Origin of the sequence: Calothrix sp. UHCC 0171, from assembly GCF_034931845.1 — a bacterium.
Classification (GTDB): Bacteria; Cyanobacteriota; Cyanobacteriia; order Cyanobacteriales; family Nostocaceae; genus Brunnivagina.
In genome coordinates this window covers 1-22,671 of sequence record NZ_JAYGHN010000015.1, presented here as the reverse complement: position 1 = coordinate 22,671, position 22,671 = coordinate 1, and the positions used below count along the sequence as shown (strand labels likewise).

Sequence of the window (22,671 nt, the reverse complement as noted above, 5' to 3'; positions counted from 1 at the left end):
CTAATATCCTTCGCGCCAGAATGCTGTGTCATCGAATGCGCGAAATAACTTACTCGGATAATAAGGAAGGTAACGTGGGAGTACGCTACAACTGGCAGGAAGGCGAAATACGCGAAATATACAACACACCGCTACTAGAATTGGTGTACCAAGCGGCTAGCGTGCATCGCCAGTACCACAACCCAAAACAAATTCAAGTTTGCAAGCTCATATCGATCAAAACAGGTGCTTGCCCTGAAGATTGCGGTTACTGCGCTCAATCCTCGCGCTACAAAACTGAAGTTAAACCCCAAGCACTTCTGGAAAAAGAAACTGTCGTCAATATTGCCCAACAAGCTAAAGCCAGTGGTGTTAGCCGTGTTTGTATGGGTGCTGCTTGGCGTGAGGTGCGCGATAATTCCCAGTTTGACGAAGTTCTGGATATGGTGCGGGAAGTTACTTCAATGGGGTTAGAAGTGTGTTGCACCTTGGGAATGCTAACAGAAAACCAAGCCAAGCGACTGGAAGATGCGGGACTTTACGCCTATAATCACAACCTCGATACTTCTCGCGACCATTACAGTACAATCATTACAACCCGAACTTATGACGATCGCCTGAATACGATTAATAATGTTCGTCAAACTAATGTCACGGTATGTTCAGGTGGGATTCTCGGCTTGGGTGAAAGTGCCGATGACAGAATTTCCATGCTCCACACCCTCGCAAATTTAAATCCCCATCCTGAATCTGTGCCAATTAATATTCTTTCCCAAGTTCCGGGTACACCTTTGGAAAATCAACCCGATGTCCCCATCTGGGATGTTGTCCGCATGATTGCCACCGCCAGAATTGTCATGCCCACTGCCGATGTGCGTTTGAGTGCGGGGAGAGCAAGATTGTCACAAATAGAACAAGCTTTTTGCTTTATGGCTGGGGCAAATTCGATTTTTTCCAGCGATGACGGACATATGCTGACGGTGACAACTCCCTGTCCTGGTTATGATTCTGACAAAGAATTATTGAATTTACTGGGATTGGAAATGCGATCGCCTTTTGTGAAGGGTGAGAGGAAGCCAGCAGAAGCCGCGTTGGGTTAACTTTTCCCATATAGCAGACAATCTGCGCCACGGAAGTTGGAATCAACCGATGTTGCTCCAACTTCCCATGCTACTTAAATTAACTTAATCGCCCGCAGTCCAAATAATAAACCAACTGCCAAACCAAAAAATCCGCCAAGATAAAGAGCGAAAAATACGATGCCCATTTGAGGTTTCTCCAAATTTGTTGATTAACTATTATTGAAACATTAGTTTGCTGGTTGGGATATAGGTAATGACTTGTGTAATCAATGTGAATCTACCAACGCAATCCTACGAAATTGCGATCGCGCCTGGTACTTTAGATAGTCTTGGCGAATACATGGGCAAGTTGCATCTCGGTAAAAAAGTATTAGTTGTATCAAATCCAACTGTTTTCTCTCTGTATGGTGAAACTGCGATCGCATCCCTCAAAAACACAGGATTTCAAGTTGCGACTTGTATTTTAGGCGATGGCGAAAGTTATAAAAACTTAGATTCCATCAAAAAAATATACGATTTGGCTCTGGAAAATCGCTTAGAACGCTCATCAACAATGGTGGCTTTGGGTGGTGGTGTCATTGGTGATATGACTGGGTTTGCAGCAGCTACTTGGTTACGGGGAATTAATTTTGTTCAAGTACCAACGACGCTTTTAGCAATGGTGGATTCGTCGATTGGTGGCAAAACTGGTGTTAATCATCCCCAAGGCAAAAATTTAATTGGTGCATTTTACCAACCACAATTTGTTTTAATTGACCCTGATGTGTTGCAAACGCTACCTGTGCGGGAATTTCGAGCCGGGATGGCGGAGGTAATTAAGTACGGTATTATTTGGAATGCTGAATTTTTTGCCCAGATGGAAGCGAGTTCGCGTCTGGATGCAATGGAGAACGTCACCCCAGAATTGATGGAAACCATACTCAAACTTTCTTGCCAAGCCAAAGCCGATGTTGTGGGAGAAGATGAGAAAGAAGCAGGCTTGCGGGCAATTCTTAACTATGGTCACACTATTGGGCACGCTGTCGAAAGTTTAACTGGATATACCCAGGTAATTCACGGTGAAGGTGTAGGTATTGGTATGGTGGCAGCAGGAGAGATTGCCTTGAGTTTAGGTATGTGGACTGCCGAAGAAGCCGCCAGACAAAATCATGTCATTGCCAAAGCTTGTTTACCCACCCAATTACCTGATGGGTTAGATATTGAAGCCATTGTTGATGCTTTGCAAATTGATAAAAAAGTCAAGGCGGGAAAAGTCAGATTTATTTTGCCAACCAAAATAGGTGCAGTTACAATTACTGACCAAGTACCGAGTGATACTATTCGCCAAGTATTACAGAAAATGCAGTCGGGAAGCTAGTGGTTCGCCAATCCAGAATTTACGGCTTGAGATTGACTCGGAGAGAGGGAGACGCGGGGACGTGGAGATTTTTGTCCCGGCAAAGTTACTTTGGTGAACTACTAGTAGATATGGAGAGGGAAGATGCACAGACGCGGAGATAATTTTCCCTTCTCCGTGTCTTTGTGTCCCCGTGTAAGTCCTGATGAAGTTCAGAACCAACACTGCTGATGAAAAACTCTCCGTGTCGGTTTTATTGTAGATATTTAGGATACAGGTTGCACGACTTTATCAGGTTGTTGATACAAAATTTCCTCAGAAGCAATTTTGAAATCATTCCCAACCCAAACAGAGGAAGTTTGCACAACACAACTATCTTCCATTTCTACAAATGAAAAATTCCGTAATTTTTGACTACCTTTCTCAATTATTCGTGGTACAGTTGCGGCATTTAAATAAATTATTCCCTCAGGACTCCGAAACACCCGTTTGCGAATTACCTGTTTAGTATGTCGCAAAGTATGGTGCATATGTCCAAATGTCACCAGAGGGATAATCTTACTTTCCGTCATTGCTAACGAGATGGCTTCCGCAAAATCTGGATCACCAAAATCACCGCCAATTGGATGCCAATCTTTCCCGCAAGGGTCTTCAGGGCGATCGCCTAACCCAGATGGTCCGTTATGCCCTACAAATATAATTGTCTCATGGGCTGCATTTTTAACTGATTTATGAATTCGGTTTGCCGACTCCTCAATGGTGCTAATCCCATATCGTTGCTTACAAATATCCGCAAACTTCATATCGGGACCACCCCAACTAAATGGACGACCACCGACTACAGTTAAATTCAAAGCTGGAAAATCCAACTTGCTATAACCAACATGGGTGTCGCCTAATAAATCAAGTTGTTCCTGCACCCAATCTTCCTGTGTGCGGTCATAAGGACATTTTTTCCGCCCCCATTCCGTACCAGAATACCAGGCATCGTGATTACCCATCACAACCGCTTTGGGGATATCGAGAGATGCGACTTTTCGCACCACATCCACCGACTCATTCCCAAAATCCCCAACAAACAGTACCAATTGCACTCCCAGCGATCGTAGCGCAATGCCATCTTCCTCTTCCCACTGGTCGTGAACATCTCCTACTACAGCAATTTTTATCATTGTTGAATTCGTTTTCTTGCCATCTGTCTCCAGCATAGGACTCCTCAACGGAATTTTGGCATAAGTGAATATCTTGTTGGTTGTTAATGGTTAATTATTCAGATGAGCAAAATCCCCATCCTGGGATTCTCAAAGTAGTAGTAGAGCGCCCCGAACTTCCCTTCTCCCGTTCTTTACATTTTCAACAAAAAATATCTGCTCAAATGGTTTTACTCTTTACTTATTTTTGGTAAAAAATACTATAATTAGTTTTATAACAACAATACCCATACTTACAGCTAATCATAGCCAAGTCCTCAAGATTCCTCGAAAGCACAGGAAGGAAGATTGGGAATAATCAGGTATTGCCTGTCAGCAAAAGACTTTAGATTTTTTGGAATAATTTAGGTAACGCCAAACTGTGTTTATAACTGCACTACCTCAACGTGAAAATACCCAACCGGGTGCATTACCAGTAGATTTATTTGATGCGATCGCAACTCTAAAAAAAGAACTTAACGCGGTCATTTTAGCGCATTATTATCAAGAGCCAGATATTCAAGATATTGCTGATTTTATTGGAGATTCGCTACAACTAGCTAGAGCAGCAGCCCAAACAAATGCTGATGTTATCGTCTTTGCCGGAGTACATTTTATGGCAGAGACGGCAAAAATTCTCAATCCAGAAAAGTTGGTACTTTTACCAGATTTAAATGCTGGATGTTCCCTGGCTGATACTTGCCCACCCCAAGAATTTGCTGCCTTTAAAGCTGCACATCCTGGACATTTGGTAATTTCTTACATCAATTGCTCCGCCGAAATTAAGGCGATGAGCGATATTATTTGTACTAGTTCCAATGCTGTAAAAATTGTCGAGCAGATACCCAAAGAACAACCAATTATTTTTGCACCAGACCGCAATTTAGGTCGCTATGTGATACAGAAGACAGGGCGCGACATGGTACTGTGGCAGGGAAGTTGTATTGTGCATGAAACTTTCTCCGAAAAGAAAATTGTTCAGTTAAAAATAGCACATCCAGAAGCGGAAATTATTGCCCATCCTGAATGTGAGGAAAGTGTATTACGTCATGCTGATTACATTGGTTCAACTGCGGCTTTATTGAAGTATTGTCAGTTAAGCGCAAGTCCTGAATTTATTGTTGCTACGGAGCCGGGAATTATTCACCAAATGCAAAAGGCAGCAGCAAATAAACAATTTATTCCTGCGCCACCGGAAAATGATTGTAATTGCAATGAGTGTCCGTTTATGCGGTTGAATACTTTGGAAAAGTTGTATTTGGCAATGAAGAATCGGACTCCAGAAATTACTATGAGTGAGGAGATTCGCTTGGCTGCATTGCTTCCAATGCAAAAGATGTTGGAGATGAGTTTGTAAATTAAGCTGATGTGCAGCTAAATTATATAAGTCAAAAGCGCAAAATACTTGTAGTGTGGAGAGGAGTTTCCGGGGAGATGTTCTTCACGGAAAACTCCGGGGCATCTTGCCCGCGTCTTATATACAAATTAGATGTGTTGTAGCTTATCAGCGCAAAAATAAATGATGTGTTGACATTTTTGCGATCGCCTCCCTAAAAATTATGTTTCTTAGCCAAGATTTCGACCAATGCTTTGAGTGTTATTACTCATTGACAAATGAACTATAACTTAAATTATTGTTTATACGTGCAACTGGCGATTTGATTGGGAATGGTGCGTTGCGCTCTGGTGACAGCACCCTAATTTTATACTTTATTTCATCCACATTCCAAAGATAACTGGCTTGGAGTAAGGCTTGATTTGTGTGATTGCCAACAGTTGCACATGCTTCCTGGGAAAGGGACAATTTATCTTTAAATAAAATTAATACTGAATACTTAAGTATTAAATTATATTGGATAGTGATTGTTAATACTTTTGAAAGTATTAATCTATGGAAGTCAAAAAACTTCAGCACCAGCAGTTAAAAAACGCAATCACTTAAATTCAATGACTTAAAATTTTACCTCTTAAATAATACTTTTGTACCACAGACAAACAATCAAAACCTCAAATCAAAAATCCCCATGACCCTTCCCAGTCCTGGTAGCGTCTTAGCTACGTTAACAGAAATGACTCAGGTGAATCGCACTCACGCACTGTTGCGGCGTGTGAAAGACCTTTCGGTGACAGAGTTTGTTTGCTTACTTGATTTTATTACCGCCGAATTTCAACAATTTTTGAGGGCAATTGAATTAATCAATAATGAAGCCCTAGAAACAATGTTAGAAAAGGTTTTGGAGGCGATTACTCTCAAAATCGGTCAAATTCTCCAAGCTGAACACACGACAATTTTTTTAGTTGACCATGATAAAGGTCAATTATGGTCAAAAATTCTTCAAGAAAATATCCATAAACCTTTAGAAATTCGCACTCCAATTAATGTTGGAATTCCCGGACATGTGGCAAGTACAGGCAAATGCTTGAATATTCCCGACACAAGTATTCATCCCCTATTTAGCCCAGAACTAGAAAAACAAATGGGCTACAAAATGAATAATATTTTGTGCATGCCTGTTTTAAGTAGTAAAAACCAGACTGTTGCGGTTGTTCAACTAGCAAATAAAACAGGAGATAATCCCTTTGACCAAGAAGATGAAAGACGATTTCGAGACTTTGCGGCATCAATCGGAATTATTTTAGAAAGTTGTCAATCATTTTATGTGGCAGCACGCAATCAAAGAGGAGCAACAGCATTATTAAGGGCAACTCAAACCCTAGGTCAAAGTTTAGATTTAGAGGTGACTTTACAGATAGTCATGGAACAAGCTCGAATCTTAATGCAAGCTGACCGGAGTACCCTATTTTTGCACCGTAAGGAGATGGGAGAATTATGGACAAAAATAGCTGCTGTTGATGACAATAACGAGATGGAAATTCGCATTCCTTCAAATCGGGGAATTGTGGGTTATGTAGCATCAACAGGGGAAGCATTGAATATTCCTGATGCTTACAAAGACCCGCGTTTTGACCCCAATACTGATCAAAAAACTGGATATTTAACACGCAATATTTTGTGTTTACCTGTATTTAATTCTGCAAATGAATTAATTGGCGTGACACAGTTAATTAATAAACAGCAGGGTAGTTTTACTGCATCAGATGAAGAGTTCATGCGAGCCTTTAATATTCAAGCGGGAATTGCCCTGGAAAATGCTCGTTTGTTTGAAAATGTTTTGTTAGAAAAGCAGTATCAAAAAGATATTTTACAAAGTCTTTCCGATGCAGTAATTTCCACTGATATGGGAGGGAGAATTGTCACAATCAATGATGCGGCATTGGAGTTATTAGGATGTCCTCTTGGCGAACCAGATGAAAAGCAAAATAAGACATTGTGGGAACAAAATTTAATTGGGCGCTTGGTGTGGGAAATAATACCAATCGAAAATTTACAACTCCGATTAGAAGATAGCTTAAAAACTGGTGCTAGGCATTATGTACCCGAACAAACCCTGATGGTAGGAATTTGTTACTTACTAGAAACAGATGGGCAAATTGACAAAGTTAATCTGCGCGAGACTAACCTAGAAAATAGTAACCAAGACAATACAGCAAAAATACCACATCCAATTTTAGTAGTTCGCGATCGCCATCAAAGCAACAAGTTTATTCCTTGGAATCAACTGCTGACACCTGCGGCTCAATTGATTGAGGAAAAACAAGTTCAGCAAATCGAACGTAGCATGAATCTGACTGTTAACCCCTTGACAAACCCTGAAGGTGGGGTTCGTGGTGGATTGGTGGTATTGGAAGATATTAGCCGCGAAAAACGGATGAAAACCACCATGTATCGGTATTTAACTCCCCACGTCGCCGAACAGGTGATGGCTTTGGGGGAAGATGCTTTGATGGTAGGGGAACGGAAGGAAGTCACAATCTTATTTTCGGATATCAGAGGCTACACCACCCTGACGGAAAATCTCGGTGCGGCTGAGGTGGTATCCCTACTCAATCAATATTTTGAAACGATGGTGGAAGCTGTTTTCAACCATGAAGGCACTTTAGATAAATTTATTGGTGATGCTTTAATGGCAGTATTTGGCGCGCCATTGCCACTTACCGAAAATCATGCTTGGAAGGCAGTACAATCAGCCTTAGACATGCGACAACGCCTAGATGAATTTAATCAAAGACGGATTGTTCAAGAACAACCCCAAATTCATATCGGGATTGGTTTGAGTTCAGGGGAAGTGGTTTCGGGTAATATTGGTTCCCACAAACGTATGGACTATACCGTCATTGGCGATGGCGTAAATTTGAGTTCGCGTTTGGAGTCTGTCACCAAAGAATATGGCTGCGATATTGTCTTAAGTGAATTTACATACCAACTTTGTAGCGATCGCATTTGGGTGCGTCAACTGGATAAAATTCGTGTTAAAGGCAAACACCAAGCTGTGAATATATATGAATTAATCGGCGATCGCAATACACCACTAGACGCAGATACCCAAGAATTTCTCTCACATTACCATAGCGGACGCTCTGCACTGGCATTACACAACTTCTCAGGCGCAATTCTCTGCTTTGAAGCTGCCAAAAAAATTAGACCTAATGACCAAGCGTTGAATATTCACCTCGAACGCGCCCACAATTACCTGATACAGCCACCTCCAGATTCTTGGGATGGAGTATGGACTATGAGTATTAAGTAGTGTGTGGGGTATTAATGGAAAATTGTTAATGACTCATTTGACTGTGCTTTTATTCTTGATCAACACTTCCATCTTCTCCAAACGGATTCTCACCTATTTTCAATTCCTTCTTAGTACGTTTTAATTGTTTCCACAGCACTTTCACTTGTTCGTAGGCTTCTTCTGGGGTAATTTTTCCAGATGTCTCTAAGCTACAAATAATACTGATGCGTTGGGCAAATTCTTGTAGATTAGCGTTAAATACCAGGTTCTCTGGTTTTACTTGACCGTAGTAACGACCACGAGGATAGAGAAATTCATCTTTGTCCACTTTTTGCTCTCTCCACTGAAAAAATTTGTGTAAAAACTCTATGAATTTGACAAACTTAGAACAATAAATTTTGATATGTTGACATACTTTTGCGGAAATCCTATCTAAGTTTTAGTTGATAAAATTCTGATTTAATTTTACCTATACTTAACTTTACCTGTATTCTAAATACACCAGATTGTAGCTTGGCGAAGTACATAAATTCTCAACCCATCATGAGGAAACCCTCCCAGCATTTTCGGACTACTCTGTATAATACTAGTTAAAAAGCAAACAAAAAAATTGACAGAATATTATCCCCGCAAATATTTAAAAAATCCCAGTTTTCCGGGATTCCGTGCATGAAAATTGCATGATTGCCAACAATATTTAATCTTTTCTAGAGTGATTTTCGCTATTAAATAAAGACTTGCAAAGGTCAATAATATTTGCCGATTCTCTGGAGGTACTTTCTGGAATAGCGCCCAGGAAGAATATAATTGCTCGACTCGCAACCAGCGATCGCCTGTATCATCTTGGTGACAACTGGTGGTGCAAATGTAATTTAAATTACTAATTTTCCAGATTAACATTGCTGATGCTAGTGGCAGTCTGCTGGGCTGAATTTTGTCAAAAAAGCATTATTACTATGACTTGAGAGATAAATTTCCGGAGATTATTTTCCCCTTCCGGAGGTTGATTGGGTTAATGATCGCGAATAAGAACGTAACTAAAGATAAAATGGTTAAGCCTAAAAGCATCAAACTTGCCCCTCGCCCAAAAATAATTTCTCATCATGTCAGTTTATTCCAGATTATACGAAGGCAAAGCTAAAGTAATCTACTCTACGGAAGACCCAGAAATCTTGCTAGCCGATTTCAAAGACGACGCGACTGCCTTTAATGCTCAGAAGCGTGGAAGTATAGTTGGCAAGGGAAACATCAACTGTATCATTTCCAGCAAGCTGTTTCAAGAATTAGAAACATTAGGAGTAAAAACACACTACATAGATAGTCCGACACCAAACCAAATGCGTGTGAAGGCAGTTAAAATTGTGCCCACAGAGGTTGTAGTGCGAAATATTGCCGCCGGCAGCTTATGTCAACAAACTGGGTTGCCATTGGGGACATTACTCAAGCAACCATTAGTGGAGTTTTATTATAAGAATGATCAGTTAGGTGATCCGCTTTTAACACGCGATCGCTTACTATTACTCGAATTAGCAACGCCGGAACAAGTGGATGAAATTACCCATCTAGCATTGCAAATCAATCAATTTTTAATTAACTTTTTTCAGCGATGCGACATCACCCTAGTGGACTTTAAACTAGAGTTTGGTTTGGACTCACAACAGCAAATTTTGTTGGCAGACGAAATTAGTCCCGACACCTGCCGCTTGTGGGACACATCCGCAGTCAATGACCCGGAACGGCGGGTACTGGATAAAGACCGCTTCCGTAAGGATATGGGAAATGTAGAAAATGCTTATCAGGAGGTTTTAAATCGCGTACTCAAAGCAGTAGAGAGTCATAATTAATGAGTTTTATTACTGTCTGTTATTTGTCCTGAAATTCAAAAGCAGGCAAGAATCCGTTGGAAGGTTTATGCTAATAAGTCATTCGTGATTTGACCTGGCTATTGGTGATTTTCAGCTTTGTACTTGGTTAGAGTTGACTATTGACTTCTAACTCAATGAACATTGAGAATGACCAATGCCAAATGCCAAATCCCCGATGACCTACTGATGACTAGTTTGTGATGGTGTGTGGACGTGAAGAGGAACTTAAAAAAAATGCGCTTATCTCCCGTTTTGGCAACAGTGGTGGCGATCGCTGCCCCTTTAGGTACCCTGAGTGCCAATGCCCAAACTTCGCCAAAATCGCTGCAAAATCCCCAGGAAACAACAGAAGTGGCGACAGAAGTTGAAGTTGAAGAGGCAAACACAAATGCAAATAACAACCCAGAACATCAAGTTGTTGCCGTTTTCCCCGCAGCATCCACTTTAAAAACAATACCCGCATCGGCAAAAGCTGCCACAGTCGTAAAAACAGCCCAAAATCAACAACCAAACTCACCTGGGACAACTGAACCTGGCACATTTCCCGGTTCACCAACCGATGCACCGACTCCAGTGCTACCGCAAAATCCCAGTGAATCCCCGGAAAACCCAACATCGACCCCACAATTCGAGAATCAAGTTCCGGAAAGCCCTGCGATCAGACAGCAACAAGCACCAACTCCACTACAGACAACACCTTTACCAAATGGAGAGCAGAACCAACCAGTTCAACCACAACCTGCGCCATTGCCACCAACCATCAATGCACCCGCAGACGAACAGTCATCTCCATCACCTCAGTTCAGCCCCGGAATTAATCAACCCAATACCACCCCAGAAGCCGCAGAACCTCGTGTTCTTGTCTCCGAAGTGGTAATTACACCCCAAAGCGGACAGCTAGCTTCAGAACTGGAAGACGAAGCATATCGAGTAATTCGCACCCAAGCTGGACGGACAACAACGCGATCGCAACTTCAAGAAGATATTAATGCCATCTTCGCTACGGGCTTCTTCTCGAATGTGCAAGCAGTGCCAGAAGATACACCATTGGGTGTGCGCGTTAGCTTTGTTGTGCAGCCAAACCCAGTTCTGAGCAAGGTTGAAATCGAAGCAAATCCCGGTACTGATGTCAAGTCAGTGTTACCAGCTACTGCTGTAGATGAAATATTTAAAGAGCAATACGGCAGAATCCTCAACCTGCGCGAATTACAAGAAAATATCAAAAAATTAAGCAAGCGCTATCAAGACCAAGGTTTTGTACTTGCCAACGTCATTGGCGCACCGAAAGTATCCGAAAATGGTGTTGTCACCCTGCAAGTCGCTGAAGGTGTGGTGGAAAACGTGCGTGTGCGCTTCCGGAGTAAGGAAGGAGAGGACACCGACGAAAAAGGGCAACCAATTCGGGGCAGAACGCAAAACTACATTATCACCCGCGAACTTGAACTCAAATCAGGCAGCGTATTTAACCGAAATACAGTCCAAAGAGACTTGCAAAGGGTTGCCGGCTTAGGCTTATTTGAAGACGTGAATGTTTCCCTAGACCCAGGAAATGACCCCAGCAAAGTTGATGTTGTCGTCAATGTCGTCGAACGTAATAGTGGTTCCATTGCCGCAGGTGCAGGTATTAGTTCGGCGAGTGGACTTTTTGGTACCATTAGCTATCAACAGCAAAACCTAGGTGGTCGAAACCAGAAACTAGGGGCAGAATTACAAGTCGGTCAACGGGAATTACTATTTGACGTACGCTTTACTGACCCCTGGATTGCGGGCGACCCTTACCGAACCTCCTACACAGTTAACGCTTTCCGCCGTCAATCAATTTCCTTAATTTTTGATGGCAAAGACGATAATATCGAAACTTTCGACTTTAATAAACCCAACGAAGACGGCGATCGCCCCCGTGTTACCCGTACAGGTGGCGGTGTCACCTTCACTCGTCCGCTATCGAAAAACCCCTTCAAAGCCTCCGAATGGATCGCCTCCGCCGGATTACAATACCAGCGAGTTGCCACCCTTGATTCCGACGGAGACATCCGCAAAGTCGGACGAATCAATCAAGACCCAAATACAGAAGTAGACCTAAGTGCTTCCGGGGAAGGGCGTGACGACTTACTACTTGTGCAGTTAGGAGCATCACGCGATCGCCGTAACAATCCTTTACAACCCACAAGTGGTTCATTGCTACGTTTTGGCGTAGACCAATCAGTACCCGTCGGACTGGGAAATATTTTCCTAACTCGTTTACGTGGTAGCTATAGCTACTATATTCCCGTGAAATTTACCAATTTCACTAAAGGGAAAGGAGCGCAAGCCTTAGCATTTAACCTCCAAGCTGGAACAATTTTAGGAGATTTACCTCCCTACGAAGCCTTTTCTTTAGGTGGCAGTAACTCCGTGCGTGGTTACGAAGAAGGTGCTTTAAGTAGCGGTCGCAGCTACGTCCAAGCTTCGGTAGAGTATCGCTTCCCAGTTTTCTCCATAGTGAGCGGCGCACTCTTCTTTGACTTAGGTAGCGACTTGGGAACAACAACAAGACCAGCCGAAGTGCTGAATAAAAATGGTACTGGCTACGGTTATGGTTTAGGTGTGCGCGTCCAATCACCTCTCGGTCCCATCCGTATCGATTACGGTATCAACGATGACGGAGACAGCCGGATTAACTTTGGTATCGGTGAAAGATTCTAAAGGGCAATTCGTGATTTGTCCCGACTCTTTCCCCCCTAAACCTTTTCCTTCCCCTTGCCGAAAATGCCACAACATACTTTAGCCGCCGAAATTGTCCATACAGGAGTCGGACTTCATAGCGGTAATACTACCAAGGTTCGCATCCTCCCAGCACCACCTCAAAGTGGGCGCTATTTTGTGCGGGTAGATTTACCAGCAGCACCAATGATTCCGGCACAAGTTGCAGCTGTGAGCCATACTGTACTTTCCACCCAGTTGGGTACAGAGGTTCACATTCGCACAGTCGAACATCTTTTAGCTAGTTTAGCCGCTATGGGTGTAGACAATGCCAGGATTGAAATCGACGGCGCAGAAGTCCCCCTACTCGACGGTTCGGCAAAAATATGGGCTGAAAGTATTGCGGAAGTAGGCTTAGTTCCACAGGCAGTAGCCGATGACGCAAAGGTTCTGGAGATTCGGGAACCAATTTGGGTAAAACATGAAGATGCCTTTGTCTGCGCCATGCCCGCCGCCGAAACTCGCTTTAGCTATGGTATTGATTTTGACTTACCTGCGATCGCCAATCAATGGTACAGTTGGGCAATACGACCGAAATCGGACAAAATTGATAGTAGTTTCATGACCGAAATTGCTCCTGCCCGAACTTTTGGACTGCTGCACCAAATTGAATACTTGCAAAAATCAGGGTTAATCAAGGGTGGAAGCTTGGATAACGCACTTGTTTGCGGACAAGAGGGGTGGCTAAATCCACCATTGAGATTTGCAAATGAGCCAGTCCGTCATAAAATCTTGGATTTAGTAGGAGATTTGAGTTTATTAGGGAATTTTCCCCTCGCTCACTTCTTAGCGTACAAAGCCAGTCATAATTTACATATCCAACTGGCACAGAAAATTTTGGATTTGGTCGTTGTTTAGCGGTTAATTAGGAAAAATAGCCCATAACTAACCATCAACTAATCATCAAAAATCCAAAATTCTGAAATTCCAATATCCAAAATCTCAAGATTGTTCTATGTCGTCAACAGTTACAGAACCGAAAACAACTGAAGCCTTATCAGAAAATGCCTCTACTCCAGTGACCGAAAACAAAAAAACTTTCAATATCGAAGAAATTCAAAAACTTTTACCACACCGCTATCCCTTTGCCTTGGTGGATAAAATTATTGATTTTGTCCCCGGTAAAAGTGCAGTTGGCGTCAAAAATGTTACCTTTAATGAGCCGCATTTTCAAGGGCATTTCCCCGGAAAACCAATTATGCCAGGAGTGCTAATTGTGGAAGCAATGGCACAGGTTGGCGGTGTCGTAATGACACAAGTACATGAATTGGAGGGAGGGCTGTTCCTGTTTGCTGGTATCGATAAAGTCCGTTTTCGTCGTCAGGTTGTACCAGGCGATCAGCTGGTAATGACGGTGGAACTGTTGTGGGTAAAACAGCGTCGTTTCGGTAAGATGCGAGCTATTGCCGAGGTTGACGGTCAACTTGCTTGTGAAGGCGAACTGATGTTTTCACTAGTAACCTGATGTTTTTATTCAATGGTGAGGGTACGTTACAGTTGTGCCCTGATTAAATCCAGAAATGGATACCAGTAAAACCAGTTAACTGCAACTTATATTGTAAAATCTGTAGAATTTCTCAAAAATCTCAACTCTTTACGCCCTCACACGCTGTGTTGCTTAACCGACACATTGGCTACGGATTACTGAAATATTCAGCCCGCTTACTGTTCTGGAGATGGACCCTTGAAGACGCTTATTCATCCTACTGCTGTAATTCATCCTGATGCGGAACTCCACCCTACAGTACAAGTTGGTGCCTATGCTGTGATTGGAGGGCATGTGAAAGTAGGTCCCGAAACTGTTATTGGTGCCCATGTGGTACTGGACGGTTTAACTGAAATTGGGGCGCGAAATCAGATTTATCCCGGCGCTGTCATTGGCACGGAACCGCAAGACCTTAAATACGCTGGTGAACCTAGTTGGGTTAAGATTGGCGACAACAATTTAATTCGTGAGTATGTGACGATAAATCGCGCTACTGGAGCCGGTGAAGCCACAATTGTCGGTAATGGTAATCTGTTAATGGCTTACGTACATGTCGGTCACAATTGCATTATTGAAGACTCCGTAATCATTGCTAATTCTGTAGCGTTAGCAGGTCATATCTACATTGAGGCGCGTGCCAGACTCAGTGGAGTTTTAGGCGTGCATCAATTTGTACATATTGGCAGGCACGCAATGGTGGGAGGAATGGCAAGAATTGATCGCGATGTACCTCCATATATGACGGTGGAAGGAAATCCTTCACGAGTGAGAACTCTCAACTTAATTGGACTCAAGCGTGCTGGTTTCCCCATTGATGAGTTGCAAAATTTGAAAAAAGCCTTCCGCATTCTTTATCGTTCCAACTTGATGTTTAAGGATGCTTTAGATCAAATAGAGTTGCTTGGTGATACCGAGCATTTATTGCACTTACGTCGTTTTTTGTTACTCTCACAAATGCCAGGACGACGTGGTTTGATTCCTGGTAAGGGTAAAGTTGTTAGTGGGAATGATGATTAAGTTCGATTTTGGATTTTGGATTTCGGATTTTGAAGCTAGTGCTACTTTGTTGGCAAGTGGTTCAATTTTCAGTTATTTGCTTGTGTTCCCAGATATTAGCTATTAACTATGTAATTACCCATTAGCAAAAATTCCTAAATCTAGAATCTAAAATCTAAAATCTAAAAAATACAATATATACACAACAATAGCTTCCCGTTTACTGAATATGTTGTGGAAAGGTAGGATCATAATAATTTGTAACGATACAAATGACACAATATAGGAACACGGAGACACGGAGATTTATGTGTCGCAATATTTTGGAGAAGCGGTATCAACTGAAATCTAAAAATTCAATAATTCAATAATGCGGATATTTATTAGCACTGGCGAAGTATCGGGCGATTTACAGGGTTCGCTTTTGATTGCTGCACTTCAGCGTCAAGCTACAACTGTGGGGCAAGAATTAGAAATTGTGGCGCTCGGTGGCGAAAAGATGGCTGCTGCTGGCGCAAGTTTATTGGGGAATACGACCAGAATTTCGTCGTTTGGTTTACTGGAAGCGTTGCCCTACATTTTACCCACTCTACAAATCCAGCGACAAGCAATTAAGTATCTTCAACAAAACCCACCTGATATAGTGGTACTAATAGATTATATGGGACCCAATTTAGCGATCGCCAATTATCTACGTCGCCATTCTCCGCAGATTCCAATTGTGTATTATATTGCGCCTCAAGTTTGGGTATCATCTTTGACAACTGGCGATACACAAAAAATTATTGATGTTAGCAACAAACTTTTAGCTATTTTTCCGGCAGAAGCCCGTTTTTTTGCAGAAAAGCAAGCAAATGTAACTTGGGTTGGACATCCACTACTGGATAGAATGGAGGAATTTCCCAGTCGAGAAGTGGCAAGGGGAAATTTGGGAATCGCTGAGAATACAATTAATATTGCTTTATTACCTGCTTCACGCCCACAAGAATTAAAATATCTCATGCCTGTGATGTTTCAAACAGCGAAATTGCTGCAAGAGAAACTACCACAAGTGCATTTTTGGATTCCCCTTTCCCTGGAATTTTACCGAAACAAAGTTGAGCAATCACTACAAGAATACGGATTACAAGCAACTATAATTTCTGGACAGCAAAAAGAAGTGCTTGCTGCTGCCGATTTAGCAATTACTAAATGCGGCACAGTCAATTTAGAACTAGGACTATTGCAAGTACCACAAGTTGTCTTGTATCGTCTTCACCCATTCACCTATTGGGTAGCAACAAAAATCCTCAAAGTAACTTTTCCCTTTGCTTCTCCAGTCAATTTGATGGTGATGAAAGAGATTGTCTCAGAATTTATCCAAGAACAAGCAACGCCCGAAAATCTCACCCAAGCAGCAATGGAATTGCTCTTAAACCCAGAACGCAAACAGCAAATGCAAGCAAATTATCGAGAAATGCGGGAAAATATGGGAGAAGTAGGAGTATGCGATCGCGCTGCATCGGAAATTTTTCAACTAATGCAGACTGGCACAAATAACTATCTGGTTAAAAAATTTGAAAAGCCTTGAAAATAAAGCCTTGTTCCCTTCTAGCTTGAAAACAAAATTAACGAGCAAATCATGCTTTTTATGCATGGTTCCTTTAGCTAATTCCGCCATTTTAAATGGTAGCTTCATTTCCGTCGAACTGTACTAGGGATGTGGTAGCTGCTTTTGAGGATATTGTTGGTCTGAATGGGGTAAATATAAACCATCAAAATAGCATAAATTTTGAATATTGGAGGATAAACATCATGAAATCAGGTATCTATAGGACTCCGATTTGATTTCTGACAAAGAATACGAGAAACTGTGGAGGGGTACATCTGTCTAACAGCGAACAATGACTAATCAGCATCACCAAAAAGCTATCACCGAATTACAGGTAACAGGGGAAAAATCATGAAATTTCTAGCATCATTATTGATCGTCACTCTTTTTTCTTTCACATCAATTACTACTGCATTGCCAGTGCAAGCAGACATCATTATTAATACTCAACCTAGGCTAATTATTGCCCAAAGTCCAACTCCCGTTACCTACATGACTCGGAAAAGTGCCGATGAGATTGTCACTCAGATTCAAGAAGGAGAATTCTTTTTTAGGGGAACTCTTCGGAGAACCCAAGGTAACACATTTATAGGTGAGGATCAGCAGGTTCGTGTGATGTATGATCTCGGAACGAGTCAAGTTGTCGTGATTAACAAAAAAACTGGGACTGAATATTACAACTATGTATTTTCTATGGCAGATGAAGGGAAACTATAGACTATAGCTTCATTTAACCAGAGTAAGGAATGGGGATTAAATAAATTACAAAAGTAGGGTGCTGTTAGCGGAGTTTAACGCACCATTCCCAACCAAATTGGAAGTTGTAGGTTATTAAATTCTCATTCCTAAGTAAGTAGTCCAACCTGTGAATTAATAGTTCGTTTAGTGACGACTTCCAACTAAAAAAATATCCCATCACTGAGTTAGCAGAAAGAACAGAGGAAAAAGAGACTGAATCATCCTCTTCACCCTGAAAATTGGATAATTTAATAATTTTTGGAAGTCCCTTAGTTAAAGTTAAAGCTCATGATCAAAAGAAAAAACTGGAGGAAATAGATTGTGTATAAGTTCATGAAATTTGGTGCTATTGCGACTGGAATCGTACTCATTGCGACTATGCCTGTTTTCGCCCACCAAAGCACCCCTGCTCTACTGTCAGCTTGCAAGAACCGTGCTGCAACTGCCTATGGGGTGTCACCCCGTCGAATCTCCGTCAAGTTTGAAGGACATCGTGTAGACGGAACTCACGCGGTAAACTTCACATATACAACACGCAAAGTTATCTATACTGGACAGTGTTCTTTCAACGCTCGCGGAAACAGGATTGTTAAATTCGTCAAGAATCGCCCGTACTCGCGTGTTGATGAGGGTGCACTTTAAACCGACGGACATCCAACACCTTTGTCGAAGGTTATGCAAGCAGCAATTCTCAATTTAGGGTTTCATGACATTGGGATCATTGTACCAAGTGTAGTTGATAATTCTTAACAAATCTGTAGTTCGCTGAAATGCCGTAAAACTGTTCCAAAATGAGAATTGCTGGCTGCGTGGTGGCTCCTGGGGCAACAATCTGAAGCATTGCCACACTGCGTTTCGTATGAAGGGCGATCGCGACATTGGGAACTACAGGATTGGGTTTCGGGTTGTGTGTGTTCTCCCCAGCACTCTTCGATTTGTCAGAACTGATAAATGGGAATTTATCGGGCGTACTGAAGAGTCCAGACTTATTCCAGCGATAGAAGTAATTCTGTCCGAATATAAAACTGAGTTGGATAGCTTGGTAGGTTGGAAAACCGAAGACTTATCCAACTTAATTATAATAATTGAGATTTTTAGCTATTTCTTACACCATTTCACGAAAAATCTGATACAGATGTAAATCCTGAAAGCTTTGCTGCATCTAAGTTTTTTAATTGCGTTAGCGAAGCTCTTCCGAAGGAAGCATTGCGTAGCTTTAGCTTCTCGCTCTGCGAGTATTGCGAATTGTGAATTGGTATTACACCACGCGAAAAAAATGCAGAAGTCAGGTTCCTCCCCCACGTAAAATCTTCAACTCAGTACGACTAACCCAGTAAGCCGATTTCTCACACTACCCCATGTCCAATCCATTAAAAATTATTTTAGATACCGATCCAGGTGGTGATGATATTTTTGCACTACTCTGGATTTTAAGTTTGGTACAAAAAGGTTTGATTGAGTTAGTTGCCATCACCACAGCCGAGGGTAATGTTAATGCAAATACGACCTTTACATGTGCAAGTCAAGTATTAGGATTAACAGGATTTGCACACATTGAAATTGGTAAAGGAGTGACATCTACAACAGCAAATATTGAAGATGCCGCTTATATTCACGGTATCGATGGTATGGGTGGTTTAGCTGCTACTTTGCCATCGGCTAAACATGAATATGCCACTGCGCCTAGCTCTGATGACGTAATTATTGACAAATTAAATGCTTATCCAGGGGAAATAACTTTAGTTGCGATCGCTCCTTTAACTAATCTAGCAGCAGCCGAAATCAAATCTCCTGGTATCCTCAAACAAGCTAAAGAAATTGTAGTCATGGGAGGTGCTTTTCAAGTACCGGGAAATGTCACATCTCAGACTGAGTTTAATATTGGTTTTAATGTTGATGCTGCCCAGATTGTTTTTCACAGTCGGAATGATATTGTCATATTGCCGTTAGATATTACTAGTCAATTAATATTTTCTCCAGAAATGGTACAGGAAATATGTCAAGCTAATGCTCATCATCAACTTGCTAAATTTATCCTGGAACTCAATAATTTTCTTGTCGAAACTTCATTAATTTACCGTCAGACTGAAGGCAAAAAAGGATTTTTAGTTCACGATGCCGCCACAATCGCTTATCTTTTTTACCCAGAAACATTATTTTTACAACGTGCAAAAGTAGAAGTAGAAACCCAAGGCAAATTTACTAAAGGTCAAACAATATTTGACAAGCGACATAATGCAAAAATCAATCCCAATGCATGGGTAGCAGTGCAAGTAGATGCGGCAAATTTATTGGCTGTTTTAGTCGAAGATTTGAAATCTTTACTGCTTCATGGTAATTAAAAAGATTCCTGATTAATCTCAACTAGCCAGGAATCTGATGCGTGACAAATTAATTAATAAAATTCTCAAAACTACTTACAAAACCTTAGATAATTCTAAAAATGAAAGGATAGCGGAAAGGCTCATCAGGTTGGCTCAAACAATGTAACAATGCCATAATAGTTAGACCCCAATGAATAGCAAATCCTAGTGCGACAACAGGGAAGAATAAAATTCCCCCAAGACCAAATGTAATAAAAGAGATAATACCCAGGGGAACACCAATTACAGTCGCCCAGAACCAAACATTAAAGTGAAAATTAATCGACTCTTTCGCATTACTTTTAACAACTGGGTCATCGGAAATTATACTAATTATAATTGGGACACCAATTGAAAATAATGTAGTGCTAAAGAAAATTGCCCCATGACATAGGGCAGATAGCAATTTACGTTTATCGGAATCAAATGAAGTTTGCATCCTATCTCCTCAGTGATTTGTTTTGGTGTTGATATTCTTGACTTTGCTTTCTTGCCTTTATTGTAACGATTGTAAACCGAAACTGAGTACAGAAGTTTACCGTACTCCACTAGTTATCAAGTATCTGCTTTAAATAGCTTAATTTTAGATGTGATTTGGTGACTTTCAGGATAGGGTTTTCCGAACTAGTACGTCAAGGCAAAAGGTAAAAGGCAAAAGGCAAAAGGTAAAAGGCAAAAGGTAAAAGGCAAAAGGCAAAAGGCAAAAGGCAAAAGGCAAAAGGCAAAAGGCAAAAGGTAAAAGGTAAAAGGTAAAAGAAAGAAAGAAAGCTAATATTCTTAGCCTTTCAACAACTTTATAGGTACGGAGTAGCTTCTTGCAGGCTATGTTAGCTTCATTTCCGCCGAACTTTACTAGTAATAGGATTTATGTATTTTGTGATATTGAGAATTACTAAATTGTGGGATGATTTGTTCATCACTTTTATGTTTGTGCAAACTGCAAATTTTATGCTCTTGAATTTGAATTTGAATATGAAATTTAAAAATTAAGTTTCTTACACTCTTATTTTCCTTACATATGAGTGAGACAAATTCATCCCTTTATCCAGCATCATTTGATTATTTGCTCTTGGTGGTAAAAATCGTCGTAAACATCATTAACATGCCGCCAACAAGAATTACGATCGCAATAACTCCTGTGACTAAATCTAACGTACTTTCATCGACAGCCATTCGTTCTCTTCCTCAGTCTCAAGGTACTTTCATTAAGGATATCAGGATTGGAGAAGAGGGAGAAACCAGCAGAGGTGGAGAGGACTCCATATTCCTCCCCTACGCCCAAGCTTCCTCTATCCCCTAATAATCCACGCCGCGTTTGAGTTCCACCCCTTGGTTCGCGTAGTGCTTATGACAGTAGACTTCGGAATGTATGCTTGCTAAATCAAAGTATGCGGGTTGGTTTTGACAACGACCTGTGATGATAACTTCCGTGTCACGAGGTTTGCGTAGTAACACTTGAACAATTGGTTCTACAGGTAATAATTCTAAATCAACTGTGGGGTTGAGTTCGTCGAGGATGATAGTTTTATACAATCCTGAAGCGATCGCAGTTTTGGCAATTTCCCAACCGCGTTCCGCTTCGACATAATCAAGTTCTTGGCGGGAGTTACGCCACACAATCGCATCACGCCCACAGCGCTGATGATCGACTACTTCCGGATAGGATTGCTGTAAAGCTGCGATCGCAGCATCTTCGGTATATCCGCTTCCACCTTTGAGCCATTGCATTATCAGTACACGAGTAGAACCTGGATGATTTATACCACGACCAATCGCTTGTAATGCTTTCCCTAAAGCACTTGTGGATTTACCTTTACCTGCGCCAGTGTAAATTTCAATACCTTTTAAACCCTGAAGTTGAGCGCCTTCATGATGGTGAGGCTTCATTTCCGAATGTAAATCAGCAATATCGAGGAGTTTTTGCGGCGCTGCACGTCCTGTGGCAATAACTTCTAATTCAGGAGATTTCGATTTCAGAGTCTTAACTACTTCATCAATATCGAGCAAACCTAAATCGAGAATGGGGTTAATTTCATCCAGAACCACAACTGAGTATAAATTGGAAGCAATAGCACCTTTGGCGACATCCCAGCCGCGTGCAGCCTCTTCACGATCAAAATTAGTGATACCATTAACATCAAAAAATTCATCCCTTCCGGTACGAACCTGATCGATGAGATGGGGAAAGCCACTTTGTAAAGCTGCGATCGCGCCATCTTCATCGTAGTCTCGTTCTGGTCCCTTGAGAAACCGTAGTAACAAAACACGATTAGAATTATTTTTCGTATTGATTCCTAAACCAATTGAGCGCAAAACCACACCCAATGCTGCTTGAGACTTGCCTTTCCCCGCGCCATCATAAACATGGATTTGCCCTGTAATTCTTTGTTGGCGCACTTGGGCTGTGCGAATACCGATGCCGTTCCTTGTCATCTTCCCAAAAGCTCTAATGTGGCAGTCTTACATCTTAGCTAAGGTTTTGTACCATCAGGAACAGAATATCTTGAGTTACTGCTAATAAATTTTATACCAGCAGAGATTATATAAGAAATGATACATAATCAATGAGGATGTTAGATGCTTGGGAAACGCTATAAGGGGAGCAGGGGGAATAGGAAATAGGTCTAGTTTCAAAATTGGATCATTTATTTTTTGCAAGACCCTTAAAAATA

General features: G+C 41.5%; 19 protein-coding genes. 13 read left to right on the top strand and 6 right to left on the bottom strand.

The window, feature by feature from the left end:
* Positions 1-74 precede the first annotated feature (74 nt).
* A complete protein-coding gene (gene bioB / locus VB733_RS13410) occupies positions 75-1,079 on the top strand; it encodes a biotin synthase BioB (protein ID WP_323340645.1) in 1,005 nt (334 codons plus the stop codon).
* Between the two features lie 74 nt (positions 1,080-1,153).
* On the opposite strand, the gene petL is transcribed toward bioB, so the two are convergent.
* The gene (petL, locus tag VB733_RS13405) at positions 1,154-1,246 is read right to left on the bottom strand and encodes a cytochrome b6-f complex subunit PetL (protein ID WP_323340561.1); all 93 of its coding nucleotides are present in this window, start codon (positions 1,244-1,246) and stop codon (positions 1,154-1,156) included.
* 68 nt (positions 1,247-1,314) lie between these two features.
* Here petL and aroB point away from each other — a divergent pair, with 68 nt between their 5' ends.
* The gene (gene aroB / locus VB733_RS13400; RefSeq protein ID WP_323340560.1) at positions 1,315-2,418 is read left to right on the top strand and encodes a 3-dehydroquinate synthase; all 1,104 of its coding nucleotides are present in this window, start codon (positions 1,315-1,317) and stop codon (positions 2,416-2,418) included.
* A gap of 245 nt (positions 2,419-2,663) precedes the next feature.
* Here the strand turns inward: aroB and VB733_RS13395 are convergent, their stop codons facing one another.
* Positions 2,664-3,605, bottom strand: a complete 942-nt coding sequence (locus VB733_RS13395; RefSeq protein WP_323340559.1) for a TIGR04168 family protein — start codon at positions 3,603-3,605, stop codon at positions 2,664-2,666.
* Positions 3,606-3,655: 50 nt separating this feature from the next.
* Between VB733_RS13395 and VB733_RS13390 the strand changes: the two genes are divergently transcribed.
* The 3 genes from VB733_RS13390 to VB733_RS13380 all read left to right on the top strand — a co-directional run bounded on the left by VB733_RS13390 (position 3,656) and on the right by VB733_RS13380 (position 8,236).
* Complete coding sequence (locus tag VB733_RS13390; RefSeq protein WP_323340558.1) at positions 3,656-3,802, top strand: hypothetical protein; 147 nt, start codon at positions 3,656-3,658, stop codon at positions 3,800-3,802.
* A gap of 167 nt (positions 3,803-3,969) precedes the next feature.
* Entirely contained in the window at positions 3,970-4,944 is a 975-nt protein-coding gene (gene nadA, locus VB733_RS13385) for a quinolinate synthase NadA (protein WP_323340557.1), read from the top strand.
* 667 nt (positions 4,945-5,611) lie between these two features.
* Complete coding sequence (locus VB733_RS13380) at positions 5,612-8,236, top strand: GAF domain-containing protein (RefSeq protein ID WP_323340556.1); 2,625 nt, start codon at positions 5,612-5,614, stop codon at positions 8,234-8,236.
* A gap of 49 nt (positions 8,237-8,285) precedes the next feature.
* Here VB733_RS13380 and VB733_RS13375 read toward each other — a convergent pair whose 3' ends face one another.
* Entirely contained in the window at positions 8,286-8,546 is a 261-nt protein-coding gene (locus tag VB733_RS13375; protein ID WP_323340555.1) for a hypothetical protein, read from the bottom strand.
* A 293-nt stretch (positions 8,547-8,839) separates the two neighbouring features.
* Positions 8,840-9,118 (bottom strand): hypothetical protein, encoded by a 279-nt coding sequence (locus VB733_RS13370; protein WP_323340554.1) that lies wholly within the window; start codon positions 9,116-9,118, stop codon positions 8,840-8,842.
* A gap of 203 nt (positions 9,119-9,321) precedes the next feature.
* Between VB733_RS13370 and purC the strand changes: the two genes are divergently transcribed.
* From purC to VB733_RS13330, 8 genes are all read left to right on the top strand, one after another.
* A complete protein-coding gene (gene purC / locus VB733_RS13365; protein ID WP_323340553.1) occupies positions 9,322-10,062 on the top strand; it encodes a phosphoribosylaminoimidazolesuccinocarboxamide synthase in 741 nt (246 codons plus the stop codon).
* A 255-nt stretch (positions 10,063-10,317) separates the two neighbouring features.
* Positions 10,318-12,768: a BamA/TamA family outer membrane protein gene (locus VB733_RS13360; RefSeq protein WP_323340552.1), complete on the top strand. Its 2,451-nt coding sequence runs from the start codon at positions 10,318-10,320 to the stop codon at positions 12,766-12,768.
* 63 nt (positions 12,769-12,831) lie between these two features.
* Positions 12,832-13,683 carry a UDP-3-O-acyl-N-acetylglucosamine deacetylase gene (gene lpxC, locus VB733_RS13355; protein ID WP_323340551.1) on the top strand — a complete coding sequence of 284 codons (852 nt, stop codon included), beginning with the start codon at positions 12,832-12,834 and terminating at the stop codon, positions 13,681-13,683.
* A gap of 97 nt (positions 13,684-13,780) precedes the next feature.
* Positions 13,781-14,290, top strand: a complete 510-nt coding sequence (gene fabZ, locus VB733_RS13350) for a 3-hydroxyacyl-ACP dehydratase FabZ (RefSeq protein ID WP_323340550.1) — start codon at positions 13,781-13,783, stop codon at positions 14,288-14,290.
* 219 nt (positions 14,291-14,509) lie between these two features.
* A complete protein-coding gene (gene lpxA / locus VB733_RS13345; protein WP_323340549.1) occupies positions 14,510-15,328 on the top strand; it encodes an acyl-ACP--UDP-N-acetylglucosamine O-acyltransferase in 819 nt (272 codons plus the stop codon).
* A gap of 349 nt (positions 15,329-15,677) precedes the next feature.
* Positions 15,678-16,877 (top strand): lipid-A-disaccharide synthase, encoded by a 1,200-nt coding sequence (lpxB, locus tag VB733_RS13340; protein WP_323340548.1) that lies wholly within the window; start codon positions 15,678-15,680, stop codon positions 16,875-16,877.
* Between the two features lie 441 nt (positions 16,878-17,318).
* Complete coding sequence (locus VB733_RS13335) at positions 17,319-17,615, top strand: hypothetical protein (RefSeq protein WP_323340547.1); 297 nt, start codon at positions 17,319-17,321, stop codon at positions 17,613-17,615.
* A gap of 1,379 nt (positions 17,616-18,994) precedes the next feature.
* Positions 18,995-19,978 (top strand): nucleoside hydrolase, encoded by a 984-nt coding sequence (locus VB733_RS13330; RefSeq protein WP_323340546.1) that lies wholly within the window; start codon positions 18,995-18,997, stop codon positions 19,976-19,978.
* Positions 19,979-20,063: 85 nt separating this feature from the next.
* Here VB733_RS13330 and VB733_RS13325 read toward each other — a convergent pair whose 3' ends face one another.
* Together VB733_RS13325 and VB733_RS13320 are read right to left on the bottom strand one after the other, a co-directional pair.
* Positions 20,064-20,438 (bottom strand): DUF4870 domain-containing protein, encoded by a 375-nt coding sequence (locus VB733_RS13325; RefSeq protein WP_323340545.1) that lies wholly within the window; start codon positions 20,436-20,438, stop codon positions 20,064-20,066.
* Positions 20,439-21,295: 857 nt separating this feature from the next.
* Positions 21,296-22,432 (bottom strand): cob(I)yrinic acid a,c-diamide adenosyltransferase, encoded by a 1,137-nt coding sequence (locus VB733_RS13320; protein ID WP_323340544.1) that lies wholly within the window; start codon positions 22,430-22,432, stop codon positions 21,296-21,298.
* Between the last annotated feature and the right edge of the window lie 239 nt (positions 22,433-22,671).

Coding starts and splice junctions, on each gene's coding strand:
- VB733_RS13390 (WP_323340558.1), top strand. CDS start 3,656: ATGGTTAATTATTCAGATGAGCAAAATCCCCATCCTGGGATTCTCAAA.
- fabZ (WP_323340550.1), top strand. CDS start 13,781: ATGTCGTCAACAGTTACAGAACCGAAAACAACTGAAGCCTTATCAGAA.
- VB733_RS13360 (WP_323340552.1), top strand. CDS start 10,318: ATGCGCTTATCTCCCGTTTTGGCAACAGTGGTGGCGATCGCTGCCCCT.
- VB733_RS13330 (WP_323340546.1), top strand. CDS start 18,995: ATGTCCAATCCATTAAAAATTATTTTAGATACCGATCCAGGTGGTGAT.
- VB733_RS13320 (WP_323340544.1), bottom strand. CDS start 22,432: ATGACAAGGAACGGCATCGGTATTCGCACAGCCCAAGTGCGCCAACAA.
- aroB (WP_323340560.1), top strand. CDS start 1,315: ATGACTTGTGTAATCAATGTGAATCTACCAACGCAATCCTACGAAATT.
- lpxC (WP_323340551.1), top strand. CDS start 12,832: ATGCCACAACATACTTTAGCCGCCGAAATTGTCCATACAGGAGTCGGA.
- VB733_RS13395 (WP_323340559.1), bottom strand. CDS start 3,605: ATGCTGGAGACAGATGGCAAGAAAACGAATTCAACAATGATAAAAATT.
- VB733_RS13380 (WP_323340556.1), top strand. CDS start 5,612: ATGACCCTTCCCAGTCCTGGTAGCGTCTTAGCTACGTTAACAGAAATG.
- VB733_RS13370 (WP_323340554.1), bottom strand. CDS start 9,118: ATGTTAATCTGGAAAATTAGTAATTTAAATTACATTTGCACCACCAGT.
- VB733_RS13325 (WP_323340545.1), bottom strand. CDS start 20,438: ATGCAAACTTCATTTGATTCCGATAAACGTAAATTGCTATCTGCCCTA.
- petL (WP_323340561.1), bottom strand. CDS start 1,246: ATGGGCATCGTATTTTTCGCTCTTTATCTTGGCGGATTTTTTGGTTTG.
- purC (WP_323340553.1), top strand. CDS start 9,322: ATGTCAGTTTATTCCAGATTATACGAAGGCAAAGCTAAAGTAATCTAC.
- lpxB (WP_323340548.1), top strand. CDS start 15,678: ATGCGGATATTTATTAGCACTGGCGAAGTATCGGGCGATTTACAGGGT.